This window comes from Lacibacter sp. H375 (genome assembly GCF_037892425.1).
GTDB lineage: Bacteria > Bacteroidota > Bacteroidia > Chitinophagales > Chitinophagaceae > Lacibacter.
The window spans coordinates 995308-1019161 of record NZ_JBBKTT010000001.1 but is presented as its reverse complement, the minus strand read 5'-3'; the positions used below and the strand labels follow the sequence as shown (position 1 = coordinate 1019161).

The 23854-nt window shown below is 40.1% G+C and carries 27 protein-coding genes; 9 read left to right on the top strand and 18 right to left on the bottom strand.

Annotated elements, in window-relative coordinates; translation table 11 throughout:
- Window positions 1-56: 56 nt before the first annotated feature.
- Entirely contained in the window at window positions 57-1235 is a 1179-nt protein-coding gene (locus WG954_RS04520) for a T9SS type A sorting domain-containing protein (RefSeq protein WP_340434054.1), read from the bottom strand.
- A gap of 490 nt (window positions 1236-1725) precedes the next feature.
- Between WG954_RS04520 and rbp the strand changes: the two genes are divergently transcribed.
- From rbp to WG954_RS04500, 4 genes are all read left to right on the top strand, one after another.
- On the top strand, window positions 1726-2034 hold the full coding sequence (gene rbp / locus WG954_RS04515) for an RNA-binding regulator (RefSeq protein ID WP_340434053.1): 309 nt from the start codon (window positions 1726-1728) through the stop codon (window positions 2032-2034).
- Between the two features lie 93 nt (window positions 2035-2127).
- Window positions 2128-2472, top strand: a complete 345-nt coding sequence (locus WG954_RS04510; RefSeq protein ID WP_340434052.1) for a carboxymuconolactone decarboxylase family protein — start codon at window positions 2128-2130, stop codon at window positions 2470-2472.
- A 65-nt stretch (window positions 2473-2537) separates the two neighbouring features.
- On the top strand, window positions 2538-3572 hold the full coding sequence (locus tag WG954_RS04505; RefSeq protein ID WP_340434050.1) for a 2-oxoacid:ferredoxin oxidoreductase subunit beta: 1035 nt from the start codon (window positions 2538-2540) through the stop codon (window positions 3570-3572).
- A gap of 128 nt (window positions 3573-3700) precedes the next feature.
- Entirely contained in the window at window positions 3701-4747 is a 1047-nt protein-coding gene (locus WG954_RS04500; RefSeq protein WP_340434049.1) for a 3-oxoacyl-ACP synthase III family protein, read from the top strand.
- A gap of 15 nt (window positions 4748-4762) precedes the next feature.
- On the opposite strand, the gene WG954_RS04495 is transcribed toward WG954_RS04500, so the two are convergent.
- Window positions 4763-5080, bottom strand: coding sequence for a hypothetical protein (locus WG954_RS04495; RefSeq protein ID WP_340434048.1), 318 nt, complete (start codon window positions 5078-5080; stop codon window positions 4763-4765).
- A 185-nt stretch (window positions 5081-5265) separates the two neighbouring features.
- Between WG954_RS04495 and WG954_RS04490 the strand changes: the two genes are divergently transcribed.
- On the top strand, window positions 5266-5697 hold the full coding sequence (locus tag WG954_RS04490) for a hypothetical protein (RefSeq protein ID WP_340434047.1): 432 nt from the start codon (window positions 5266-5268) through the stop codon (window positions 5695-5697).
- Window positions 5698-5743: 46 nt separating this feature from the next.
- On the top strand, window positions 5744-6634 hold the full coding sequence (locus WG954_RS04485) for a diacylglycerol/lipid kinase family protein (protein WP_340434045.1): 891 nt from the start codon (window positions 5744-5746) through the stop codon (window positions 6632-6634).
- Here WG954_RS04485 and WG954_RS04480 read toward each other — a convergent pair.
- Genes WG954_RS04480 through WG954_RS04470 form a run of 3 tightly spaced genes read right to left on the bottom strand, consistent with a single transcriptional unit; the run spans window position 6613 to window position 11728 of the window.
- Window positions 6613-8871: a hypothetical protein gene (locus WG954_RS04480; protein WP_340434044.1), complete on the bottom strand. Its 2259-nt coding sequence runs from the start codon at window positions 8869-8871 to the stop codon at window positions 6613-6615. The two genes, WG954_RS04485 and WG954_RS04480, sit on opposite strands and share 22 nt — an antisense overlap.
- 59 nt (window positions 8872-8930) lie before the next feature.
- Window positions 8931-9995 (bottom strand): COX15/CtaA family protein, encoded by a 1065-nt coding sequence (locus tag WG954_RS04475; RefSeq protein ID WP_340434043.1) that lies wholly within the window; start codon window positions 9993-9995, stop codon window positions 8931-8933.
- 38 nt (window positions 9996-10033) lie between these two features.
- Window positions 10034-11728, bottom strand: a complete 1695-nt coding sequence (locus WG954_RS04470) for an FAD-dependent oxidoreductase (protein WP_340434042.1) — start codon at window positions 11726-11728, stop codon at window positions 10034-10036.
- A gap of 302 nt (window positions 11729-12030) precedes the next feature.
- Between WG954_RS04470 and sqr the strand changes: the two genes are divergently transcribed.
- The 3 genes from sqr to WG954_RS04455 are packed head-to-tail and all read left to right on the top strand — an operon-like array spanning window position 12031 to window position 14102.
- The gene (gene sqr / locus WG954_RS04465) at window positions 12031-13266 is read left to right on the top strand and encodes a type III sulfide quinone reductase, selenoprotein subtype (RefSeq protein ID WP_340434041.1); all 1236 of its coding nucleotides are present in this window, start codon (window positions 12031-12033) and stop codon (window positions 13264-13266) included.
- A 25-nt stretch (window positions 13267-13291) separates the two neighbouring features.
- Window positions 13292-13600, top strand: coding sequence for a TusE/DsrC/DsvC family sulfur relay protein (locus WG954_RS04460; RefSeq protein ID WP_340434040.1), 309 nt, complete (start codon window positions 13292-13294; stop codon window positions 13598-13600).
- 19 nt (window positions 13601-13619) lie between these two features.
- On the top strand, window positions 13620-14102 hold the full coding sequence (locus WG954_RS04455) for a DsrE/DsrF/DrsH-like family protein (RefSeq protein WP_340434039.1): 483 nt from the start codon (window positions 13620-13622) through the stop codon (window positions 14100-14102).
- Between the two features lie 35 nt (window positions 14103-14137).
- On the opposite strand, the gene WG954_RS04450 is transcribed toward WG954_RS04455, so the two are convergent.
- From WG954_RS04450 to WG954_RS04390, 13 genes are all read right to left on the bottom strand, one after another.
- Window positions 14138-15382, bottom strand: a complete 1245-nt coding sequence (locus WG954_RS04450; protein WP_340434038.1) for an MFS transporter — start codon at window positions 15380-15382, stop codon at window positions 14138-14140.
- 23 nt (window positions 15383-15405) lie between these two features.
- Window positions 15406-15813, bottom strand: a complete 408-nt coding sequence (locus tag WG954_RS04445) for a DsrE family protein (RefSeq protein ID WP_340428157.1) — start codon at window positions 15811-15813, stop codon at window positions 15406-15408.
- Window positions 15814-15826: 13 nt separating this feature from the next.
- Window positions 15827-17614, bottom strand: coding sequence for a 5'-nucleotidase C-terminal domain-containing protein (locus tag WG954_RS04440; protein ID WP_340434037.1), 1788 nt, complete (start codon window positions 17612-17614; stop codon window positions 15827-15829).
- A gap of 14 nt (window positions 17615-17628) precedes the next feature.
- On the bottom strand, window positions 17629-18630 hold the full coding sequence (locus tag WG954_RS04435; RefSeq protein WP_340434035.1) for a c-type cytochrome: 1002 nt from the start codon (window positions 18628-18630) through the stop codon (window positions 17629-17631).
- 16 nt (window positions 18631-18646) lie between these two features.
- Window positions 18647-19198: a DUF6691 family protein gene (locus tag WG954_RS04430; RefSeq protein WP_445298449.1), complete on the bottom strand. Its 552-nt coding sequence runs from the start codon at window positions 19196-19198 to the stop codon at window positions 18647-18649.
- A 6-nt stretch (window positions 19199-19204) separates the two neighbouring features.
- Window positions 19205-19774 (bottom strand): YeeE/YedE family protein, encoded by a 570-nt coding sequence (locus WG954_RS04425; RefSeq protein WP_340434033.1) that lies wholly within the window; start codon window positions 19772-19774, stop codon window positions 19205-19207.
- Window positions 19775-19889: 115 nt separating this feature from the next.
- Complete coding sequence (locus WG954_RS04420) at window positions 19890-20120, bottom strand: hypothetical protein (protein WP_340434031.1); 231 nt, start codon at window positions 20118-20120, stop codon at window positions 19890-19892.
- Window positions 20104-20322, bottom strand: a complete 219-nt coding sequence (locus WG954_RS04415; protein ID WP_340434029.1) for a hypothetical protein — start codon at window positions 20320-20322, stop codon at window positions 20104-20106. Before WG954_RS04415 ends, WG954_RS04420 begins: the two co-directional genes overlap by 17 nt.
- Window positions 20319-20630 carry a rhodanese-like domain-containing protein gene (locus tag WG954_RS04410; protein WP_340434027.1) on the bottom strand — a complete coding sequence of 104 codons (312 nt, stop codon included), beginning with the start codon at window positions 20628-20630 and terminating at the stop codon, window positions 20319-20321. The genes WG954_RS04415 and WG954_RS04410 overlap by 4 nt, the downstream gene beginning before the upstream one ends.
- A gap of 1 nt (window position 20631) precedes the next feature.
- Window positions 20632-20916, bottom strand: a complete 285-nt coding sequence (locus tag WG954_RS04405) for a rhodanese-like domain-containing protein (protein WP_340434025.1) — start codon at window positions 20914-20916, stop codon at window positions 20632-20634.
- 17 nt (window positions 20917-20933) lie between these two features.
- The gene (locus tag WG954_RS04400) at window positions 20934-21305 is read right to left on the bottom strand and encodes a rhodanese-like domain-containing protein (protein WP_340434024.1); all 372 of its coding nucleotides are present in this window, start codon (window positions 21303-21305) and stop codon (window positions 20934-20936) included.
- Window positions 21306-21369: 64 nt separating this feature from the next.
- Entirely contained in the window at window positions 21370-22791 is a 1422-nt protein-coding gene (locus tag WG954_RS04395; protein ID WP_340434023.1) for an MBL fold metallo-hydrolase, read from the bottom strand.
- Window positions 22792-22996: 205 nt separating this feature from the next.
- On the bottom strand, window positions 22997-23794 hold the full coding sequence (locus tag WG954_RS04390; protein WP_340434021.1) for a sulfite exporter TauE/SafE family protein: 798 nt from the start codon (window positions 23792-23794) through the stop codon (window positions 22997-22999).
- Window positions 23795-23854 lie beyond the last annotated feature (60 nt).

Sequence of the window (23854 nt, the reverse complement as noted above, 5' to 3'; positions counted from 1 at the left end):
TCAGGCTTAGGTGGAAACCAGAGCCCTCAGATCCGTACCATAAGAGAACCTAGAAATTATTTTACAAAGCGGTGTACTTCTGAAGTACCATCGCTGTTAATTATTTGGAGAGCATAAACACCCACAGGCAGATTGTTTACATCTAACACCTGTTGTTGTGCAGAGCTGTTCATTTGTTTTACAATGATACCGCTGTTGCTAACGATGCGGAGGTTACGTGTATCATTGCTGAAGAACTGTACCATGATTTTGTTGCTGCCTAAACCGCCAACCAAAGTTTTTTGACCACCATTACCTTGTTTAATGATTGAAGAATAATCAATGCTTCCATCAAGATCAACCTGTTGCAAACGGTAGTAATACATCGTACCAGTTGCATTCTTGTCATTGAAAGTATAATCTGTAATTGAAGCAGTAGTACCCTGAGCCATTACCATACCTATTGTACGGAAACGGATACCATCTTCAGAACGTTGTACGTTGTAGTGTGATGCATTTTGTTCTTGCAATGTTCTCCACTGTAAGCCAACAGTTGAACTGTTTACACGCTTACCGGCAAACCCACCCCAAACTACAGGAAGAGGACCGGGAGCTGAAGATGAATTGGCAAAACCTAATTCTACCAATTGAGCTTCGTTACCATTACCCATTGTTCCAGACATGGTAACTGTGCCGGTAACTACAAATCCGCTTGTTAAGGCTGATGAAGGCATATACCAGTTTGAAGTGCCATTTGAGTTGCTGCGTGTATAGCTACCGATGATGGCCATACCATCAATCGTAAGATCAGAGACAGTAATAGTTCCGTTGTTTGGCGTTTTAATAGCCAATGTCAACATATTAATATTGTTTGCAGAAGCAAGCTTACCGGCACTTGATAAGTTTCCAGTTACGTTTGCAAATGAAGTGCTAACCGGGTTTCCGTTAACAGTTGTTACGGTTGTAAATGTATTGTCGCCGCTGTTAAAAGTAATAGTGAAAGAAAATGATCCGGTAGTGCCGTAAGTTAAATCACCGGTTGCTTTGTTTCCGTTTGTAAGATCAGGAATGCCTGAAAATACTGCACTACTTTGATTGCTGTTTCCAAAGTTCATTTTACGGTAACGAACACCCAACAGAGTTTCTGAAGCGGCTGGATACTCACCGATTAATAAAGATTGAGCGAAAATGTTGTTTGAGAGAAAAGTGAGGGCAATAACAATTGCACAAATTACTGGGGTAAATTTTTGTTTCATGGTACGGGTACGTTTAGTTTTCTAGTAAATACCCTAAGAAGTGCGATGGTAAAAAAACAGCTGAGAATTAGCTATTTAGTTGTGTATGTATCGTTCTCTAGGGGTAAATGCTTAGCAAAAGTATAAGGTAGTTTTAAATTATCCTAATCTTTTTCAGTATTTTTCTTACAGATTATCGTTAATCTACGATACAAGCTTCGTATTAAGCGCAGCTAAGCAATTGTGGATTAATGCATTAATTGTGACCCATTAGTCTAAAAAAAAGTTTAAAAAAAAGTTCAAATTGAGCCCTTAAAGGGTATTTACGATACTCCTGCAGGTGTATCTCCTTATATTTGCGGCGTTATTTTGAGTTATACAGTGTTTTGTAAGTGAATCGTATTATCTGCTACGCCTTTGTCCTGAGTTTATCTAAGGATCTGCTAATAGTTAGTCATCTTTTACGCCCGTATTTTCTCAGATTTTTTTAATTCAATGTTTAATTAACAACATGAACATTTATGTTTCTAACTTAAGCTTCAACGTGACTGATGATGACTTAAGAGGTTTTTTCGAAAGCTATGGTGATGTAACCAGTGCTAAAGTGATCAACGACAAATTCACCGGCCGTAGCCGGGGTTTCGGATTTGTAGAAATGAGCGATGATGCAGCTGCAAAAACAGCCATCAGCGAACTCGATGGTGGTATGGTTGAAGGACGTGCTATTAAAGTAACAGAAGCTAAACCACGTGAAGAACGCAGCAATAACGACCGTCGTTCTTTCTCTGGCAACAGAAGCTTCAGCAACAACCGTTACTGATCTTGTTTAGATACCCGAACTGCAAGCCCCCGATACATCGGGGGTTTTGTTTTTTCAGCAATGCAATCAAATATCTTTGGCAAAAATTAAGCTATGGGTAATCTCGTACAGGAATTTAATGACTATCGCACCAAAATGAATGAGGTGATCTTGAGTAAAGACAATCTTGTGATCAAGCGTCTGTGGAACTTAGATACCAATACCTATGCGGAAGGAGCTCTTTCAACACAAACTAAAGAAATGTTAGGTCTTGTTGCCAGTATGGTATTGCGTTGTGATGATTGTATCAAGTATCATTTGGGTAAATGCCATGAGGAAGGCATTAGTACCGAGCAGATGTATGAAATATTTGCTGTGGCCAACATTGTTGGTGGTACAATTGTGATCCCCCACACAAGAAGAGCTGCAGAATATTGGGAAGAATTAACAGCGAAATGATCAATTCAGTTGTTTAAAATGCTGTGCAGTTGAATTTCTGCGTAAATTTGAGGCAATACAATTCTATGAGTGAAGTAACGACCGCCCCTGCCCTTACCGCTAAGGATTTTGCAACCGACCAGGAAGTTCGCTGGTGCCCCGGTTGTGGAGATTATTCCATTTTAGCACAGGTACAGAAAGTGATGCCAACGCTTGGTATTCCTAAAGAAAATATTGTAATTGTAAGTGGTATTGGCTGCAGCAGCCGTTTCCCTTATTATATGAATACGTATGGTATGCATTCTATCCATGGCCGTGCAACTGCTGTTGCCAGTGGATTAAAAGCAGCAAGACCTGAACTGAGTGTGTGGATCGTAACCGGTGATGGTGATGGTTTGAGTATTGGTGGTAATCATACAATTCATTTACTGCGCCGGAATTTTGATGTGAACATATTGTTGTTCAATAACCAGATTTATGGTTTAACAAAAGGGCAGTATTCACCTACCTCCGAAGAAAAGAAGGTGACCAAGAGTACACCAATGGGTAGTATCGATCATCCGTTTAATCCGTTGGCTTTAGCGATGGGTGCCGATGCAACATTTATTGCACGCAGTATGGATCGTGATCCGAAGCATTTGCAGGAAACACTCATCCGCAGTCAGCAACATAAAGGAGCATCATTCCTTGAGATCTATCAGAACTGTAACATCTTTAACGATGGTGCATTTGAAGTGTTCACTGAAAAATCAAGCAAACAAGACGAAACATTATTCCTTGCACATGGTGAACCATTAGTGTTTGGGGCTGCAAAAAATAAAGGAATTAAGCTTGATGGTTTTAGTCCTGTGATCGTTAATCTCGATGAAGGATTTAGCAAAGATGATCTGTGGATCCACAATGAAAAAGACTTTTACAAAGCACAGATATTAGTACGCATGTTTGATGATCCTCGCATTGCAGGTCATTTACCACGACCATTTGGCGTGTTTTACGAAACAGAACGTGCCTGCTACGAAGATGTAATGCAACTGCAGATCGATGAAGCCATCGGAACAAAAGGAGTTGGCAATCTCGATAAACTCTTACGTGGTAACGAAGTGTGGGAGATCATGGCATAACATTCATAAGAAAGAATATTAAAAAAGGGGGGCATTGCCCCTTTTTTTTTTGTGCCTTCGTAACGGTTCTGTTTGTAATAGTTTCATTTCGGTTCTATTTCCTAACTTTCTTTAAAATTGATTGCCATATGGTTCGCAGTAAAATAGCAGGGATTGGTATGTATGTTCCTTCCAACGTTGTTACAAACAACGACCTCACAAAATATATGGATACAAACGATGAATGGATACAGGAACGAACCGGTATTAAAGAGCGTCGTTATGCGCATCGAACAGAAGAAACCACTACTACAATGGGTGTGGAAGCAGCAACCATTGCAATCAAACGTGCAGGAATTACTCCACAGGATATTGATTTTATTGTGTTCGCCACATTAAGTCCCGACTATTATTTTCCCGGTTGCGGCGTGCTGCTACAACGTGCCATGAAAATGAAACAGGTTGGGGCATTGGATGTGCGTAATCAATGTAGTGGTTTTGTATATGCTGTTTCTGTAGCCGATCAGTTTATTAAAACCGGTATGTATAAAAACATATTAGTTGTTGGAGCAGAGAAACATTCGTTTGGATTAGATTTTAGTACAAGAGGCAGAAATATCAGTGTCATCTTCGGCGATGGAGCAGGTGCTGTTGTGTTACAACCTACAACAGATGAGAATCGTGGCATCCTCAGCACACATTTGCACAGTGATGGAAATGATGCGGAAATTCTTGCGATGTATAATCCAGGTACGCATGCGAATCATTGGAAACAAAACCTTGCAAGTTTTAATGAAACTGAAATAGCAGATATGTTTATGAGTCATGACATGATTGATAAGGGTGAAAACTTCCCCAATATGGATGGCCCCGCAGTATTTAAAACAGCGGTAGTAAAATTTCCGGAAGTAATCATGGAGGCTCTTGCTGCTAACGGTTATCAACCGGCTGATCTGAAATTGCTGATACCACACCAGGCAAACCTGCGCATAGCACAATTTGTGCAACAAAAACTAAAACTCAGAGACGACCAGGTGTTTAACAATATTCAGAAATATGGCAACACAACAGCAGCATCGGTACCTATTGCGTTATGCGAAGCATGGGAAGCAGGTAAACTTAACGAAGGTGATCTCGTGTGCCTTGCAGCTTTTGGCAGCGGCTTTACCTGGGCCAGCGCCTTACTGAAATGGTAAGCGAAATTGCTTTAATTAAAGCGTGTGACTTTTAGTTATTAACCGAGAAGTAGCGATGTCTGTATTTCCTTTTTTCACCAAAAAATATCCATTGATCGATAATACTACAGCAAGGACAATGAGTATCACTAAATGTGTTTTCGGTTTGCCAAGCAATGCCTTTTTTCTATCCGTATAATTCGCTGAAGAGAGGAATAAGAATAATAATGCCTGTACGATTAGGAAAAAACGTTGATCTTCATTAAGCGGCAAGAACACCAATTGTGCAAAGAAAACAAACGCAGCACCCGTTAGTAAAACCGAAAGCGTTATTCGTAAGGTGTGATGTTGCATTTATTAATCGTAAGTTTCGGCAAATGTAAGGCAACAGCATCAGATAGACAAGCTTACAGTGTTATCAGTAGATTAAGCCATCTTTGTTTAAGTATTAGCCGTATTAATACAATAATACTTCATAAAAAGTATACTTTCAGTCATGAGTAGCCGAAAAAACTAACACCTATTTATATTTTTATAGCATGATGCGATCATTATTGTTTTCACTATGTCTTTTTATTGCTTTTGCTGGCAGTGCCCAGCTTAATATCGATTCCCTTCGCATGCAATACAATCAAAAAACTCTGCGCTTTAATAATCGTATTACCATGAATGGTTCATTGCTTGAACCCCAAACGGTGAAGAATCTGATGCTCATTTCTCCTGAAGCCACTGCATACTACAAACAATATCTCAAGAATAAACGTGTTGGAAATGTGTTGCCAATATTTGGCACGGCCGCAGTTATTACAGGAATTATTATGGCGCAAAAAAACCGAACGCCCGGATATATCACGGTCATTAGCGGCAATACCATCAACCTTATCGGTTCCTTGTTTCGCCGTAAAGCTGGCAACTATCTGCAGGATGCGATCTGGTCTTACAACCGGGATGTATTGTACCCACGCCGTTAGAGCTTTTTTCGCAGGTTTACATTTTCGCCTGTAGTTTTGCCACGTGATGCAACGTCGTTTTATCTTTTTATTCAATCCTCATTCAGGTGTGCAAAAGGGAAAATCTCTGGCAGAGATCATTACCGAACGTTGCCAACAGGCCGCTGTACATTACAGTATTGAACATAGCCGTGCTGATGGCGACTATTCATCACTGAAAGAAAAGATTATAAATGAATCAGTAACTGACGTCGTTATTGCAGGAGGCGACGGAACCATCAGTACTGTTGTTGCAGCCATTAAAGATTTGCCGGTTAATATTGGTATTATTCCCAGAGGATCGGGAAATGGATTGGCATTAGCGGCAGGTATTTCAAAGGATGTGAACAAGGCGATCGATATTATTTTTAACGGAACTGCACATCGGGTTGATGCATTTGTTATCAACAATCATTTTTCCTGTATGTTGAGCGGCATTGGTTTCGATGCACAGGTAGCTCATGAATTCGACAGAGAAAAGAAAAGAGGTTTGAATAAGTATATCCGGCTAATCTTAAAAAACCTTCAAAGAATAAGGACCTATACTTTTGGTATCAAAGCAAAAGAAGCAGATCTGAAATTAAGGGCTTACTTCATCAGTATTGCTAACAGTAACCAGTTCGGCAATCAATTCACCATTGCGCCAAAAGCAAGTTTACAGGACGGCTTACTTGACATTGTAGCAGTAGAAAAAACAAATATCTTTTTTGTACTGATGCGCATTTTGTTGCATATACGTTTTGGGAAATTTACCGCAGATTTTACAAAACGTAGAGGCATTACTTATTTCCAGACAGCTGAGTTAACTATTACGAACACCGACAATGCACCATTTCATATTGATGGTGACGGCAAACCAACTGCATCATTTTTCCACATAAAAGTATTACCGGCAGCTTATTCTTTATTAATGCCCTGAGCAAGCTGAACAGGGCGCTGCATTTCCTGCAGGCGCATCAACTTTTGTATAGTTTGCTCATTTACATTATCAAACACAGCTCTTGAAATATCCTGTTTTTCCCTTTCTGTTAAATGAAAACTGAGTGCAGCTCCCTTTTTATTACCAGATGGTTGATACATAAACATAAATCTGTTTATGGGCACTGTTTCCTTTGAATAACTAAGCATACTCTCCTGCATATAATCCTGCACTTTATAAAAATTATTCTGCAGTGTAGTAACAGGTTTATAAAGAATATCACCTACACCAGGTTCACGCAAATCATCATGCCACTCACCTTTCTTCCGGTCACGTATCTGAATAAAAATTACACCCGATGTGTTTTCCTTAATCCAATCTGCAAACACATGCAGAAAACGCAAAGTAATTTCTTGTCCGAAGTTATCACGTAAACCTGCATCCATTACATCTACGATTGGTTTGGTGGGCAGCCATACGTTGGGTAGCACATAAGGGAATGTTGCATTCATCCTAAGCGCCGTAAGCATCCGGAGATTGTAAGGATCAAGATCTTTAAAGAAAGCTGTATAATCAATCGCATCAGGCTCAGCAGTAATTCCTTTTGTACTGTCGAATTTAGGCCGCATTAAAAAACTGATTGGCTGGCTGCAGATCATCAGCTTACGTCCGTCCTGCGAAACTGTTGAACTAAAAATGCCCAATGGAATTTTTGCTTCAAACTCATCGGTTCGGTAATCAGTTAATCGATCAGTAAGAATATTTCCGGTGTTGAAGTTAAACTGTTGCTCAAAGGCATAACCTCTGTCTTTTACAAAACGGTAAGGCCCAACCGAAAATTTTTGTGCAGGTGTAACAAGGTCTCTTGTAACATAGGCAGAAAAAATAGGATTCAATAAATCCTTTGAGATGTTGGCGGAGATCATTTCATTCGTAAATGAAAGTGGTTTCCCTTTTTGCTGTTGCCGGTATAGCTCACGGTAATAAGTTAATCCCAACATGCCACCTGATGCGCCGGAGAATAGTGCAGTCTTCTGCATCAGTTTACCATTCATAAAACTATCGATCCTGCACAACATGTTCGCCGTAAACGTAGCAGAACGGTTGCCGCCGCCGCTTACGTTGATCACATAAAAGAATGGTTTTTCTTCAACCTGTTTTCGCTTCCAGTTCTCAAGCACGTTGATCATATTCAAACTGTCTTTCTGCATTTGTTCAGGCGTGCACAGTTTCACCATTGAGGCAAGTGAATACACGGGACGTTTGCTACGATCTTCATAATTCAATCCAAATGCTTTGTTGCGGATATCGATGTATTCGTATCGGAATAACATATGGAAAACAAGAACAAGAAGTATTGCTACAGGAATGCTCCACGTATCGAGCCAATGCGCCAATGCACCAGATGCACCAATGAGGATTGCAAAGAATACAAAGATGCTGGCTGCAGCAGGCAACTGCAACGAAGGCCGGTCGAGAAACAAACCATAAATCATGAGCAATAGAAACGCAAGAATGATTGCAAGCACTGCAGAAAAGTGATGGCGTTTAAAGATCACATCCAGAAACAAGCGACTGTAATGTGTTACGTTTCTTGTTTTGCGGTATGTAAGAAAACTGGTTAAAAAATACTGAACCTTAATTACCTGTTGATGGTCTTCTGCTTTATGATGAGGTTTGAATTGTTGTTTGAATTGTTGGGGATCACGCAGCACCGGTTGCATATCACGCAGGATCGCCTTTTCCGAGCCATAGAAATAAAGCATAGAGAACAGAAGAAAGATAACAAGCCCCGCAATAAAACCAAACATGATAAGAATGATCTCTCCATTCTCCATCAGCTCTTTGTATTTGCCAAAACGCACAACCTGGATAAAGTAATTGATAATAAAAATAACAGGGATGCCTGCATTGTTAATGCAATATTTTAAAAATGGTTTTGAAGTAGTGGCTAAAAATTTAAAGTAACTGCTGAACAGAATGAAGGTGGTAATATTCCAGCTCATAACGAAACCACCAAACGCAACTCCAACAAAGAAGGCACTGAAAAAATTTACTTCACCTAAATATTCAGGCGATAAAAAAAGTGAATTAGCACCATAGTCGCTCATAAAACCACCACTGGCTGCACTAGCCAGTAATACCCAGAATAGCAACATGAGTTGATATTTCCGGAAATGCAGAAAGATCAATTGAACAGGGAATGAATACCATATGCCAAGCAGGTATTTCTTCATGGGACAGAAGTTACGTAAAAGAAAACAATTTACATAAGAACGCTGCTTGGCGTTGAATGTTATACCACTTGTTTCCTGCGTACTAAATAAAGTATCCAAATAAAGCTTAGCAATAAGAACATACCCACCAGTTGATGCAGTTGCGCCATCCACTCAAACAAGCCCCAGCGGCTAGGAATAATTTGTGGTGATGTAAGTACTGATGCAATACCTAACACTACCTGCACAACCACAAGGAACAATGGAAGAAAACGTGTTGCCTGGAACAGATCGGAGCCTTTTATTTTGGCAGCTTTGTAATACCAAGCAATAATGAGTGCAGTAAGTAAATATGCAAGACCACGATGTACAAAATGAATAGTGATCTTATTTTCAATAAAGTTGATAAGCCAGGGAGAATCTTTAAATAAGGCAGCAGGTATCCACTCGGCGTTAATCATTGGCCACGATGGTGCGGCTGTTGCAGCTTTATGACCCGCCATCAATGCTCCAAACATCAGTTGTACAACCAGTAATACCAACAACCACATTGTAAAACTGTGAATAGACTTGTTGTGTGTGACCTGTTCTTTTTTTACACGCAACTGCAACGCAAACCAAAACGTGTAACAAAGCAAACCCATAGCTAAAATAAAATGAAGCGCCAGTCTTGTTGGTTTTACATAAACAGCATCGCCCACCAAACCACTTGCAACCATGATCCAGCCAACTGCACCCTGCAACGCACCTAACAAAAACAATATGAGCAACGGCTTGATCATCTCCTGTTTAAAATACCTGCGCACTAAAAAGTAAATAAAACCAACAGCAAACACCATCCCCATTACTCTCGCCCATAAACGATGAAACCATTCCCAAAAGAAAATGAATTTAAAATCGCTGACGGTGAAATCGGTATTGAGTAATTGATACTGCGGTGTTGCTTTATACTTTGCAAACTCTTCCAGCCATTTGGTTTCGTTCAGTGGCGGTAATGTGCCTGTTACAACGTCCCACTCTGTAATACTTAAGCCGCTGCCTGTTAAACGGGTGATGCCGCCCAATAAGATCTGGACAATTAACATGAATACACCAAAGAGCAACCAATTAGCGACTGCTTTATTTGAAGAGGAAGTTTGCGTCATAACGATGGCAAAGGTAGGAGAGGAACAGGTCTCAATTATTATTGATGAATAAGAAAATCCTCCAGTTTATTGGCGAGCTTGTTTTGCTCGTTTACACAGGCTTTCCATAAAATATAGCCACCGGACAAGTTGGCTACTTTGTTAAATCCGTTTTGCCGAAGTATGCGTTGTGCCAGGTAGCCACGCAAACCTGCTTCACAATAAATATAAATTGATTTGTTTTTTGGAATTTCATTTAACCTGCATCTTAGTTCATCAACCGGTATGTTGATTGCCCCGGAAATATTGCCCGCATCAAATTCATCCTTACGACGAACATCGATCAACACATCATTTGGTTTTAATTCTTCTATTTCATTCCAGTAAAATACACGCAGACGGTCCAGTAAAATATTCTCTGCAACAAAACCGGCCATGTTCACCGGATCCTTCGCTGATGAATAAGGAGGAGCATAAGCATGTTCAAACTCAATCAGATCGTAAATGGTTTTTCCTTGTTTGATGTAAGATGCAAATACATCAATACGTTTATCAACACCATCATATCCTGCGATCTGTGCACTCAACAAACGTCCGTCTTTGGGTGCGAAAGCAAGTTGTATCGTCATTTGTTTAGAACCGGGATAGTAACCTGCATGTGATCCGTTATGTGTGGTTGAAACAATATGTTCAATACCAGCCGCAGTTAAATGTTTGGATGCTGTACCTGCAGTACCCACCGTCATATCAAATACTTTTACAATTGCTGTATTAATGGAGCCGTTGTACGATCGTACATTTCCAAGTACCACATTATCTGCACAAATACGTCCTTGTTTATTGGCCGGGCCTGCGAGGTAAGTGATCATGGATTGATGTGTGATCGGATTTTCAAATTCAATTGCATCACCAACTGCATAAATATCCGGATCAGATGTTTGTAAAAACTCATTTACCCAAATACCTTTTGCCGGTCCGAGTTTTAATCCTGCCATTACAGCAAGCCTGGTATCAGGGCGAACACCAATGGAAAGTAACACGACGTCGGCCACTAATACTTCGCCATTATTAAAGGCTACTTCAATTCTTTCTCCAACTTTTGTAAAGCCTGTAACGGCAGTGTTCAAACGAAGATGCACTCTTTTAGAACGGATATGTTGCTGTACAAAAGAAGCAATGGAATAATCAACAGGCGCCATTACCTGGTTGATCATTTCAACAACGGTTACATCCAAACCAAGCTCATGAAAGTTTTCCGCCATTTCAAGGCCAATAAATCCTGCACCAATAATCACTGCCTTGTTCACATTCTTCTGTTGCACATAAGCTTTAATATAATCGGTGTCTTTTACGTTTCGTAATGTAAAGATGCCTTCATTGTTAATGCCGGGCAAAGGAGGACGAACAGGTTCTGCACCCGGTGAAAGAATCAGTTTATCATAAGTTTCCTCATACACTTCGCTTGTTACCTGTTTAACAGCCGTAATGGTTTTTGTAGATGGATTGATGGCAGTTACTTCAGTTTGTACACGCACATCAATATTGAAACGTTGATTGAAAGCTGTTGCAGTTTGCACAAAGAGTTTATTCCGGTCTTTGATCACTTCGCCGATATAGTAGGGCAGTCCACAATTGGCGAACGAAATATATTCGCCTTTTTCAAAGATGATGATCTCTGCATGCTCATCTAACCTTCTTATTCTTGCTGCTGCACTCGCCCCACCTGCAACGGCACCTACAATGATGTACTTCATTACTAATCTATTTTTATACTTTCTTAATGTGTCAAAAGTAGCGCAAGTGGTAAGTGCATCTTGTGATATTAATCATGTAGAAACCTGTTATTGGAAAGGGGCTGATATGTGCTAAAAGTCACATACAACAAGTGTTCTAGCGTTTTTCGTTGTGACAAAAATCACACAACTAATACATTTTAAATGATTCTCCATTTTTTCTTGACAAGTATCATTCTGCATGCGCATACAGGTCATTAAACAATAACTGTTGCTGATCGATTTTTACTATGTCATAAATCACACAACAAAACAATCAGCAAATGAAAAATCTTGTTATACTGGGAGCTGGTACTGCGGGAACCATGATGGCCAATCATCTGCACCATGAATTAAAACAACCCGATTGGCAAATTACCATTGTTGATGAACGTGAAGAGCATCATTACCAACCAGGTTATCTTTTTCTCCCGTTTGATATTTACACTCCTGATGATATCATTAAAACAATAGAAGAATTTATTCCAAAAGATGTAACGCTGTTAAAACGTAAAATTGAACGCATCGTTCCAAATGAAAATAAAATTCAATTGAAAGATGGTGCTGAATTAAATTATGATATTCTCATTGTTGCCACGGGAGCAAAAATTGCACCCGAAGAAACAGAAGGCATGAAGGGTGAAGAATGGCAAAAATCTGTTTTTGATTTTTACACATTTGAAGGAGCACTTGCATTACGCAACAAATTGAGAGATTGGGAAGGAGGTAAACTGGTGGTGCATATTACTGAAATGCCAATCAAATGCCCGGTTGCGCCATTGGAATTTGCCTTCCTGGCCGATTCTTTCTTTAAGCATAAACACATGCGTGACAAAGTTGAGATCACTTATGTAACGCCATTAAGCGGTGCTTTTACAAAACCAAAGGCAACCGAAGCGCTGGAACATTTACTGCATGAAAAAGGAATTAAGATTGAAAGTGATTTTGCGATTGAGCATGTAGATAATGAAAGCAAAACCATTGTTGATTATGGCGGCAGAGAAATTCAGTTTGATATTCTTGTTACAGTTCCTACCAATAAAGGCGATGAATTGATGGAACGTTCAGGAATGGGCGATGATCTGAACTATGTGCCTACTCACAAATCAACACTGCAATCGAAAAATTTTGCAAACGTATTTGTAATTGGCGACGCAAGTAATATACCTGCATCAAAAGCAGGGTCTGTTGCACACTTTGAAGCAGAGATCTTAACAGAAAATATTCTGAGGTATGTAAAAGCTGAACCATTGAAAGAAGAATTCGATGGACATGCAAACTGTTTTATTGAAACAGGCGGCGGTAAAGCATTGCTCATCGACTTCAACTATACACACGAACCGGTAGAAGGTAGTTTTCCTTTTGCAGGAATTGGTCCGTTGCGTTTGTTGAAAGAAAGCCGCATGAATCACATGGGTAAACTCGCCTTTCGCTGGATCTATTGGAATGTACTGCTAAAAGGAACTCATATTCCGTTTGTATCAGCAACCATGAGCGAAAGCGGAAAACATTATAACTAAATCATTCACTAATTAAAAACATATTATGGAAAAGACAATAGCCGGTAAAATAATCACCGTTAACGAAGAAGGTTATTTAACTGATTTCAGCCAATGGGATGAGAATGTTGGAACAGAGTTAGCATCTGAAGCCAACATTGATCTAACACCCCGCCATTGGGAAGTTCTGAAATATCTGCAAAAAGAACAGCAGAACCAGGTGGCACTCAGCATCAGGCGTGTAGGTAAAAGCGGTGTGGTGGATATTAAAGAATTCTATTCCTTATTTCCCAATGCACCATTGAAAACTTCAACAAAAATTGCCGGCATACCCAAGCCTGCAAGTTGTATTTAACAATCAAAAATTAAAAGCCATGACCGAGAATAATGGAAAAATAAAAAAGATGATGATCATCTTATCAAAAGCATCATTGGAAAATGTATATGCTGCTTTTGTATTAGCTAATGGTGCACGTATGGAAGGAATTGAAGCTGAGTTATTCTTTACCTTCTTTGGATTGGAGGCAATTAACAAAAAGAAAATGGATAGCCTGCATATTGCCACTGTAGGTAATCCTGCTATGCACATGCCAACGATGATTGGCGGGCTCCCCGGTATGGAAGCACTGGCAACAACTATGATGAAAAAAGAAATGGAAAAAGTAGATATGCCGGAAGTTCCTGAGTTCCTTGATATTTTATATGCATCCGGTGTAAAAATGTGGGCTTGCAAACTTGCGTTTGATATGTTCCATTACAAAGAAGAAGATCTGTATGAAGGTGTTGATGATATTATAACCGTTAGTGATTTTTATAAAAGAAGCGAAGGCGAAGGAGTTCACATGCTGTTTATATAGCTGTGATTGTATTTGTTTTGTTTAGGTAAAGCAGTTCAAAATGCAGCAGCTTCCGTGCAGGTATGGCTGCGCCATAATAATTTAAAGGTGCAGCACATGCGCAGGTTGGCCATAATGCCGGCGGCTGCTGTGAGAGCTGCAACAACTGTAAACGCAATGGGTATGCTGAAGAGTTCTGCAATAAGTCCTGCACCTAACGCACCGGCAACATAACCAAGATCTCTCCAGAAACGAAAAATGCTTAACCCTTTTGAACGCTGAACGGGAGAAAGATTTTCTGCAATAACCGTGAGGAAGTTTGGATACACCAAACCTGTTCCCAATCCCATCAACAGCATAGCACTGATCACAAATAATTTTGCAGTGCCAATTACAAGAAGAACAATACCTGCAGCCTGCAACAACATACCGACTGTAAGCAATTGTTTTTTGCAAAAATGATCCCCCAGTTTTCCTGCAAACAATTGACTGATGCCCCACACGGCCGGATAGATAGCAGCAATACTTCCTGTTTCTAGAATGCTGTAACCGTTCGATAATAACCAGATGGGCAACAAACCCCACAGCACACCATCGTTCAGATTATTAATAAACCCATTGATGTTCACACTGCCCATGTTAAAATGACGGAAGCTTACTTCTTTCCAAAGCGATTTGAATGCTCGTTGTTCCGTTGCTTGCTGTTCATGTGTTACAAATGCTGTGGTATCTTTTACCAATAACCATGATAATAAAAAACCTATCACTACAAAAAAGATACCTGGTACAAACGGATAAAATCCTGCACCATATGTATGAGCAAGACTGGTTGCAAGATACCCGGCTAACCCAACTGCTACATAACCTGCAAATTCATTAATGCCCATTGCCAGTCCACGGTTCTTCGTTCCTACTAAATCAACTTTCATGACCACTGTTGATGACCATGCCAACCCTTGATTGATGCCCAGAAAAATATTGGCGACAATCACCATCCACCAGTCTTGTGCATAGAGTAACAGAAAAGGAACAGGTATTGCGGCTGCCCAGCCAAGTAATAAGATTTGTTTGCGATTATAATGTTGGTGTAAATAACCGGTGAGCAAATTGAAGATTGCTTTGGTTGTACCAAAGGCGGCAATAAATGAAACCAATGCAACAGTTGAATCCATTTGAAAACGTGCAGCTGCATAATCGGGCATTACGGTTCGTTCTAAACCAACCATTGCACCTACGAATGCATTTACAAGCACCAGCAGGATAAATTGATTTCTATTTTCGTGCAAACCTTGCTTCATCATTCACACTCCTCTTTTCAATCAGATCAATTGGCTGCTTTAATATAGCTCCAGCCTTCTTCCTGTTTCTTTACTAATTCAAGAATGGCAACAGGAACAACGGTTCCTTCGGGTATCACTCTGTCTGTTTTAATATTCCTCATTTTTAAAGCATTGTTACAAACAGCCATTACTACTCCCTTTTTATGAAAGCCAATAATCTGTTCTTTAAAATAACCAGTGTCCTTCAGCAATCCCCAAACAGCATTTCCATGAAATACAATTTCAATTTTTGTATCAGGAGCAGCTGCAAGTACATTACCTACCTGTCTGAACAGGATACGTTGCTGGGCAGTATCACCCGATGCCATTTCCCAAACAATTTTTGATTGTGCCTTTAAAAATGATGAACTGATAACCAGTGCTGATACGAGTAAGAATTTTAATCCTTGCATATGAGTTGTTTTATCAGATAAATGTATAATTATATCCTTCCAATTGCGATAATAATGTTGACGGGGCATCGGTTGCTGTTGCACGGCCTTCAATTTTTGGTGCTACCATTGGATGTGCAGCCAGGTATTCACGCATAATTCCATGTAAAGTATAGCCGGGTTTGCGTGGGTTCTTTACCTTATCTAAACGGCATAAAGTATCATCAGGATCACCTTCACGTTCGCAGGCGAGCATGGTATACTGTTTGTTTTTATCTAACGGCTTGCCATTAATAGTGATCCGGTTTACACGTTTGCCCAAATCATTATTCATGGTGAAGTTCATTTCCATTCCTTTGAAACGAACCACCCAACCTCCAAAACGTTTGGCCGGATCTTTTGCAAAGACATTGTGCAACTCCTGTTCCATCCAATCATGTAACTGTGCACCGCTCACTTCGCCCATCTTTACATCACTTTCAACCGGGAGCATGCTCCATAAAAAATCATTGGTGATCTCTGCATATCCTTTTTTTGCATCTGCAACCAACGGCGGACAAAAACGAAAACCATTACTCACCACCACATCAACGTTTGCATCTTTAAACTTCCACATCAATGCATCCGTGATCAAATTGTCCATTGGGTTTTCAATAACATAATAGCGTACCAATGTTGTTTTGGTTTTGCCAATTACTTTATTGAGTTCTTTTTTATGTGGAGCACTTACTTCTTCAACCAGCCTTTCCATTGCAGGATCAGGCTTATATTTTTCCGGATCTACATCAAGCAATTGATAATTCTCATCTTTTATCTGTCCATTCTCAATAACAATATCAAGCCTTGCAACAAAAGAACCAAAGGCACCCGGCTCAGTTACCTTTGCATACTTACCTTGTATTGGTACTCGTACACGTTCATGTGTATCGGCACCAAGTATATAATCAACTCCCTGTAATTCGGGTTGGTTGGCAAGATCAACCTGTTGCGCCAAACCCATATGTGTAACTAAGAATACCATTGCACACTTCTCATACTCTTTAAGAATTTTGATATACTTCGCCACATTCATTTCCGGTTTTGTAAACGTTATGCCCTTACTGTATGCAGGCGATTGACGTTTGGGTGTAAGCGGATCGTTATAACCAATGAAACCAATTTTAACTCCACCCAACATTTTTGTCCAGTAAGGAGGAAAAATAAGGTCGTTCTTATTTTCATCCGAATTATCATGAAACATATTGGCACAGATCTTTGCACTGTTGTAACCACCAAGATCTTTCAGCATGGCATCTTTACCATACACCACTTCCCAGTTACCGGGAAGAATAAGATCGTATCCAATATTGTTTATAAGTGGAACAATGCCTTTTCCTTCAGTTAATGCTGCTACGCCACCACCCTGGAAACAATCGCCACCATCAATAATAATTGTGTTGGTTGGGTTTTGTGCTTTGAGTGTGTGCAGCATTGTTTTCAATACGGCAAAGCCTCCACGCTTTTTATAAACTGCATTTCCATCTTCAAAAAAGAATTCATCGTGTGTGTGAAGCTGTGCGTGAATATCGGATGTGTGCAGTAGAGTAATTACGTTTGCTTTACCATCTTTCAACGCTTTATTTCCGAACAATTCTTTTGCATGATAATCATCGCCACTAACTGCATTCACGATGGATGCGGGCAATACCGCACCTGCTGCAATAGCGGATGCAGATTTAAAAAAATCTCTTCGTGAGTTTTGAGAGATGGGTGCAATCTGTTCACCATCTGAACAACTATTACATGAACAATTGTGGAGATGTGTAGTATTTTTTTCTGGCATGCTTGTGTTAACAATTATTTTTTAGTACCGGATTTCTTTTGTTGTTCTCTGTATTCTTTAATTGGGGCGAATGGGCCGTACTTATGTTGTTGTTCACTAAACGTATCTGCATATGGACCAAACGGATGATCGATCGGTTTCTTTGAAATATCGGGCCAATCGCTGCTCAGATCTTTTGAGGGGCGTGGCTGCGAGTTAACGAATGCTGCTACATCCCATGCTTCCTCATCGCTTAATTGTGGTGAATGATAATCGGTTCCCTGCGGCATATTATTTTTTACATAACCTGCAAAGCGTGATAAACGAAATAAACCTGCACCAACATTATAACTGTTTTTACCCCACAAGGGCGGATAAGTATAAGTAATGCCATCTGCATTTAATTGCCCCTCCCCGTTTGCAGTATGACAAGTCTGGCATTTCTGTACATATACAATTTTTCCTTTTTCAGGATCAGCAGCACGATTGAGGTATGGAAGTTCTATAATGCCGGAGCCTTTTGGTTTATCACCTTTTTTTAAATCTTCGCCCAGCCATTTGATATAAGCATAAATGGCCTGCATCTCTTTTGACGTTGTGTCAAGAGCTGTTCCATTCAAACTCCGTTCAATGCAATCGTTCACACGTTTATAAATGGTTTCAATACCTCCCGAACGATCTCTGAATTTTGGATATGTTGTATAAACAGCACTGTAATTATTGCCCCAGGGTTTGGTGCCCGCATCTAAATGACAGTTCTGGCAGTTCATGCCATTTGTTATTTGCAACACAGAACCTTTTGGACCGAGATACTTTGATGTGTTGGATATAAGTTGATGACCATACCAAATGAGTTTTCCATCTTCTCTTGAATAATACGGGATTTGATTTGCAGGCGGCCCCATCCAGACTGTTTGCTGAATGGTTGAGTCAACTGCAGTTGATTCCTCTTTGCCTGAATCATTACAACCAATCTGGGTGGCTGTAATTAATAACAGTAAAATGATAAAAAGAAGTATGGTTCTCTGTGTATTCACTTTCTGTGTTTCGAATTTAATGAGGCAGTTGTTCTCTGAACTTACCATACACCCATGTACCGGCAATTGCACTCAGCAATGTTACGGCAATTACAGTGGCACCGTTTCCTATCTGTGCAAATAACGGTCCCGGGCAAGCGCCGGTAACGGCCCAGCCCAAACCAAACAAAAGACCGCCATAGATTTGACCTTTATTGAATTTCTTATCAACGAATTCAATTGGCTCACCATAAATGGTTTTGATCTTAAATTTTTTAATAAGCCACACACTGATAATTCCAACCACTACTGCAGAGCCAATGATGCCATACATGTGAAAACTTTGCAGGCGAAACATTTCCTGTATACGAAACCAGGAAACCACTTCTGCTTTTACGAAGAGAATACCAAACAATAATCCTACAAACGCATATTTGAAATTATGCCACCATGGATGTTGAAGTTCTGATTCGTTGAAGCAGGTAGCATCCATCGATCGCATTTCAAAATCTGTATTCTCCGTAAGGAATTCATGGTGTTTTTGTTCAACCACTATTTCCTCTTCAGCGATATTTTTTTGTTGTTCCATGAATCGTTAGAGTTTAAGAATAAAAGGAAGAAGAAGATTGGCCATAATAAAACCACCCACCATAAAACTGATTGTTGCTATCAATGAAGGCCATTGTAAAGTGGAAATACCCATAATTGCATGTCCGCTTGTACAACCACCTGCATAGCGTGTTCCAAATCCAACGAGGAAACCACCCACCACCATCATGATAAAACCCCGTAGTGTGAACAGGCTGCTCCAGTTAAACACTTCTGTTGGAACAAGTGAATCGTAATTGGTAATACCATACGTGGCTAACTCTGTACTCAGCTTCGGATTCACGATCATTGGTTCAGGGTTTTGCAAAAAGAGAAACGCAATGAATCCTCCCAATAAAATACCACCTACAAAAAATAGATTCCACATTTCTTTTCTCCAATCATATTGAAAGAAAGGAATTTTAGCCGGCAAACATGCTGCGCAGATATGCCGCAGTGAAGAAGAGATGCCAAAGGTTTTGTTGCCGATGATGAGTAGTGTGGGCACTGTTAACCCGATCAATGGACCAGCTACATACCATGGCCACGGCTGTTTAATAAATTCAATCAGGTTCATGAATTGTTTCGTTTAAGTTCTTGCAAGGTAGAATTCCACCTGCCGGAATTATGTGATAAATATTACATTGGAAACAGGTGTTTCTGTAAGGTACAGAAGAAAGAAAAGGTTACAATCAATTGTTGTTCGAAACTTCGCCCTGTTCTTTTGTTTCCTTTTGCTTTGGCTTGAACATGCTGTTGGCAACAGCTCCCATCACCCCGAAATAGATCATACTTCTTACGGGGCTTGAAGTGATCAAACAAGTACCATCACAACCATCGAATTTCCAATAGAAGAAGCCGCCAACAGCACCCAACACTAATCCTGGTAAAACCCAGGTTGCTTTTTTAAAGAGAGTCTTCATTTTTATGTTGTTGTTTGTTTTGCGGAACAGCACAGGCACCGCCCATGCACCCGATATTCATAACAGCCTGAATCACTAATACAGCACCAATTGCCCAAAGAAAGGGTGTAGGCGAATAAAGTCCTTGTACAATGGCTGCGATACCGATGCCGAGACGAAGGAGACGCATACCGTTCCATTGTTTCAACCATTGGATGATCATGATGCTATTTTATTTTGTAAGCTGATCCATGATCCGCCGTTATATGCTTCAACGCCTGCCTGCTTTAATATAGATGTGGCAGAACCACTACGCATTCCACTGGCGCAACAGGTAATGACAGGCTTTCCTTTTTTCTTAATGTCGTTGACCTTTGAACGAATACTGTCAACCGGAATGTTAATGGCACCTTTAATATGGCCACCACTAAATTCGCCTGGCGTACGTACATCAATTATAACTGCACCTTGTTGTTGCAATCCTTTAAAATCTGTACCGGGGCCAAATAATTTTTTAATAAAATTGAACATACTAATTGAGGTTTTTCAAGGTTAGTAAATCTTGCAAGCCACCTGCATTGTGTACATTTTCAAGTCCCAGTTGTTTTAGCAGAAAGTATGCATTCGTACTTCTTGCCCCGGAACGGCAATACAAAACTACCGGACTATCAGACTCTTTCAACTCGTTAGCCTTCGCTGCAATTTCGGGCAGCGGAATATTGGTTGCGCCGGGAAAGTGTCCGTCGGCAAACTCTTCTCTTGAACGTACATCCACAAACTTTGTGTGTGGGTTCTGAACGATTTCTTTTAGATTCATATCAAATGGTTTTTCGTTTATTGTTTAATTGTTCCTTTCCAGGAAGTGATACCGCCTTCCATATTCCAGATGTGGCGAAAGCCCTGTTGCTCCATGATGGTTGCTGCCTTGGCGCTGCGTCGTCCACTTTTGCAGTAAAGCAGGTAGGTCTTTCCTTTTTTTAGCTGATTGATCTGTTGTACAAATGCAACTGAATCCATCACATCTATATGAACTGCCTTGGGCAAATGTCCTTCGTTGAATTCCTGTGTGGTGCGTACATCCAGTACCACTACTTTTTTCTTATTTAATTTCTTTTCAGCAAAAACAGGCGATACATTTTTTATTTGAGCAATTGCTGAAAGAACAGCAAAAAATCCAACTGCCAGGAAAAGGATTCGGTTTTTCATAGTATGATTTGAAATGAAAGGAGGTTGTTATGGAGCCTCCTTTCATCAGTTTAAAAATGACTCATTATAAAAGTGTAGTCGGACAAACGTAATCGGTTAAATTAAACTTGCCGCTTTCTTTAATTGCTTTAAAACCGCCACGCACATCAATTAAATTATCATATCCTCGTGCACGAAGAATGGAAACAAAAATCATAGAACGGTAACCACCTGCACAATGCACATAATAGGTTTTGTTTTTATCAACCTTTAACATGCTGTCGTTAATAAAATCTAACGGTGCATTCTCTACATTAAACAGGTGCTCACTCTGGAACTCGCTTTCTTTACGTACATCAAGAATGTTTGCATTGTTATCTTTTGTAACAATCTCTGCCAGTTCCTCTGCAGATACACGTTTGATCTGATCAATTTCTTTACCTGCTTCTCTCCATGCATTGAAACCACCTTTCAGATAACCCAGCGAATAATCGTAACCAACACGGGCCAAACGGGTAACCACTTCTTCTTCACGCCCTTCATCAGTAACAAGAAGTATTTCCTGTTTTACATCGGGAATCATACTGCCAACCCATGGCGCAAAACTTCCATCAATACCAATGTTAATGGAATTTGGCACAAATCCTTTTGCAAATACTTCGGCATCTCTTGTATCAAGAATCAACGCTCCGGTTTCATTCGCTGCCGTTTCAAATGCATCAGGACTTAGAGCTTGCGTACCACGCTTCAATACTTCTTCAATACTATCGTAACCATGAATATTCATCATTACATTCAGCGGGAAATATTGGGGAGGTGCCACTAAGCCTGTTGTAACTTCTTTAATAAATTCTTCTTTGGTCATATTGGCACGCAACGCATAGTTGGTTGCTTTTTGATGCCCCAATGTATCAGATGTTTCTTTACTCATGTTCTTACCACATGCGCTGCCGGCACCATGCGCCGGATATACAATCAAATCATCAGAAAGTGGCATGATCTTGTTACGCAATGATTCATACAAATAACCTGAAAGCATATCCTGTGTTAGATCGGCTACAATTTTTTGTGCAAGATCGGGGCGACCAACATCACCTATGAACAATGTATCACCGGTGAAAATGGCAATATCTTTTCCATGTTCATCTTTCAACAGGTAACAGGTACTTTCCATTGTATGGCCGGGTGTATGCAACACTTTGAATGTAAGCTTCCCTACTTTCAACTCTTCACCATCTTTTGCTGAATGAAAATCGAAATCGGGTTTTGCATTTGGGCCGTACACGATCTTTGCACCTGATTCTTTTGCAAGATCAATATGTCCACTCACAAAATCAGCGTGGAAGTGTGTTTCAAATACATACTTTATCTTGGCATTATTGCGCTTTGCTTTTTCGAGATATGGCTTTACTTCACGCAATGGATCGATCACTACGGCCTCGCCTTCGCTTTCGATATAATAAGCACCTTGTGCCAGGCAACCGGTATAGATCTGTTCAATTTTCATGTGTATATTTTTTAATTGTTTTTTTTGCCACATGTTATTCGCCATAAATTTTCATCACCCGTAGATATAATCGCTAAAAAATTTTATGGCTCATTTCATATGCTTTTTTATTTTTTTATTGTTGACTTGAATAATGCAAAGTTGTGTTTTCAGAAGGCTGTGAACTATGACTTTAGTCACACAAATGCGCTGGAGTAAAAGAAGTTTAACGAATAAACAATTCTTTCACAATGATGTAAATGCCCATCACCAACACAAACCAGCCAAACCATTTTTTCAATTTATCGCCTGATACTTTTTTGCTGAAAGCATTGCCGATGAAAATGCCTGTAATGGCCAATACGGTTACAATAACGAGTAGTTTCCAATCAATGACCTGATGCCCTACATCACCTAAAAAGCCGATCAATGATTTGGCAGCTATAATTAATAAGGAAGTTCCAACTGCTTGTTTCATTGGAAGTTTACTGAGTAATACCAATGCAGGAATAATAAGGAAGCCTCCGCCTGCACCAACCAATCCTGTCAAGATGCCTACTACTGTTCCTTCTACCAGTATCAGCGGATAATTGAATTTCTGTTCCCCGCCGTTACCGTTTTCATCTTCATTCTTTCCTTTGATCATGGAATAGGATGCAAACACCATCAGTACTGCAAACAACAGCATCATTAATACGGGCTTGGTTACTGTAAAGCCGGCAATACTGAACACTTCATCAGGAATAGCCGGTACAATAAATTTTCGTGTTGCATACACAGCCGCAATGGCAGGTGTGCCAAAAATCAGGGCTGTTTTAATATTTACAAGTCCAAGTTTGTATTTCGGGAAAGCACCTACCAGTGAGGTGGCACCAACAATAAACAACGAATAAGCGGTTGCTAATACAGGATTAACGCCAAACAGATACACCAAAACAGGTACTGTTAAGATGGAGCCGCCACCACCAATAAGACCAAGCGAAATACCAATAACAATAGAGGCGAGATATCCGATTATTTCCATGCTGCAAATGTGGATGCAATTTCAGCAGCGGAAGGTGATACAAATCACACAGGCAAACAA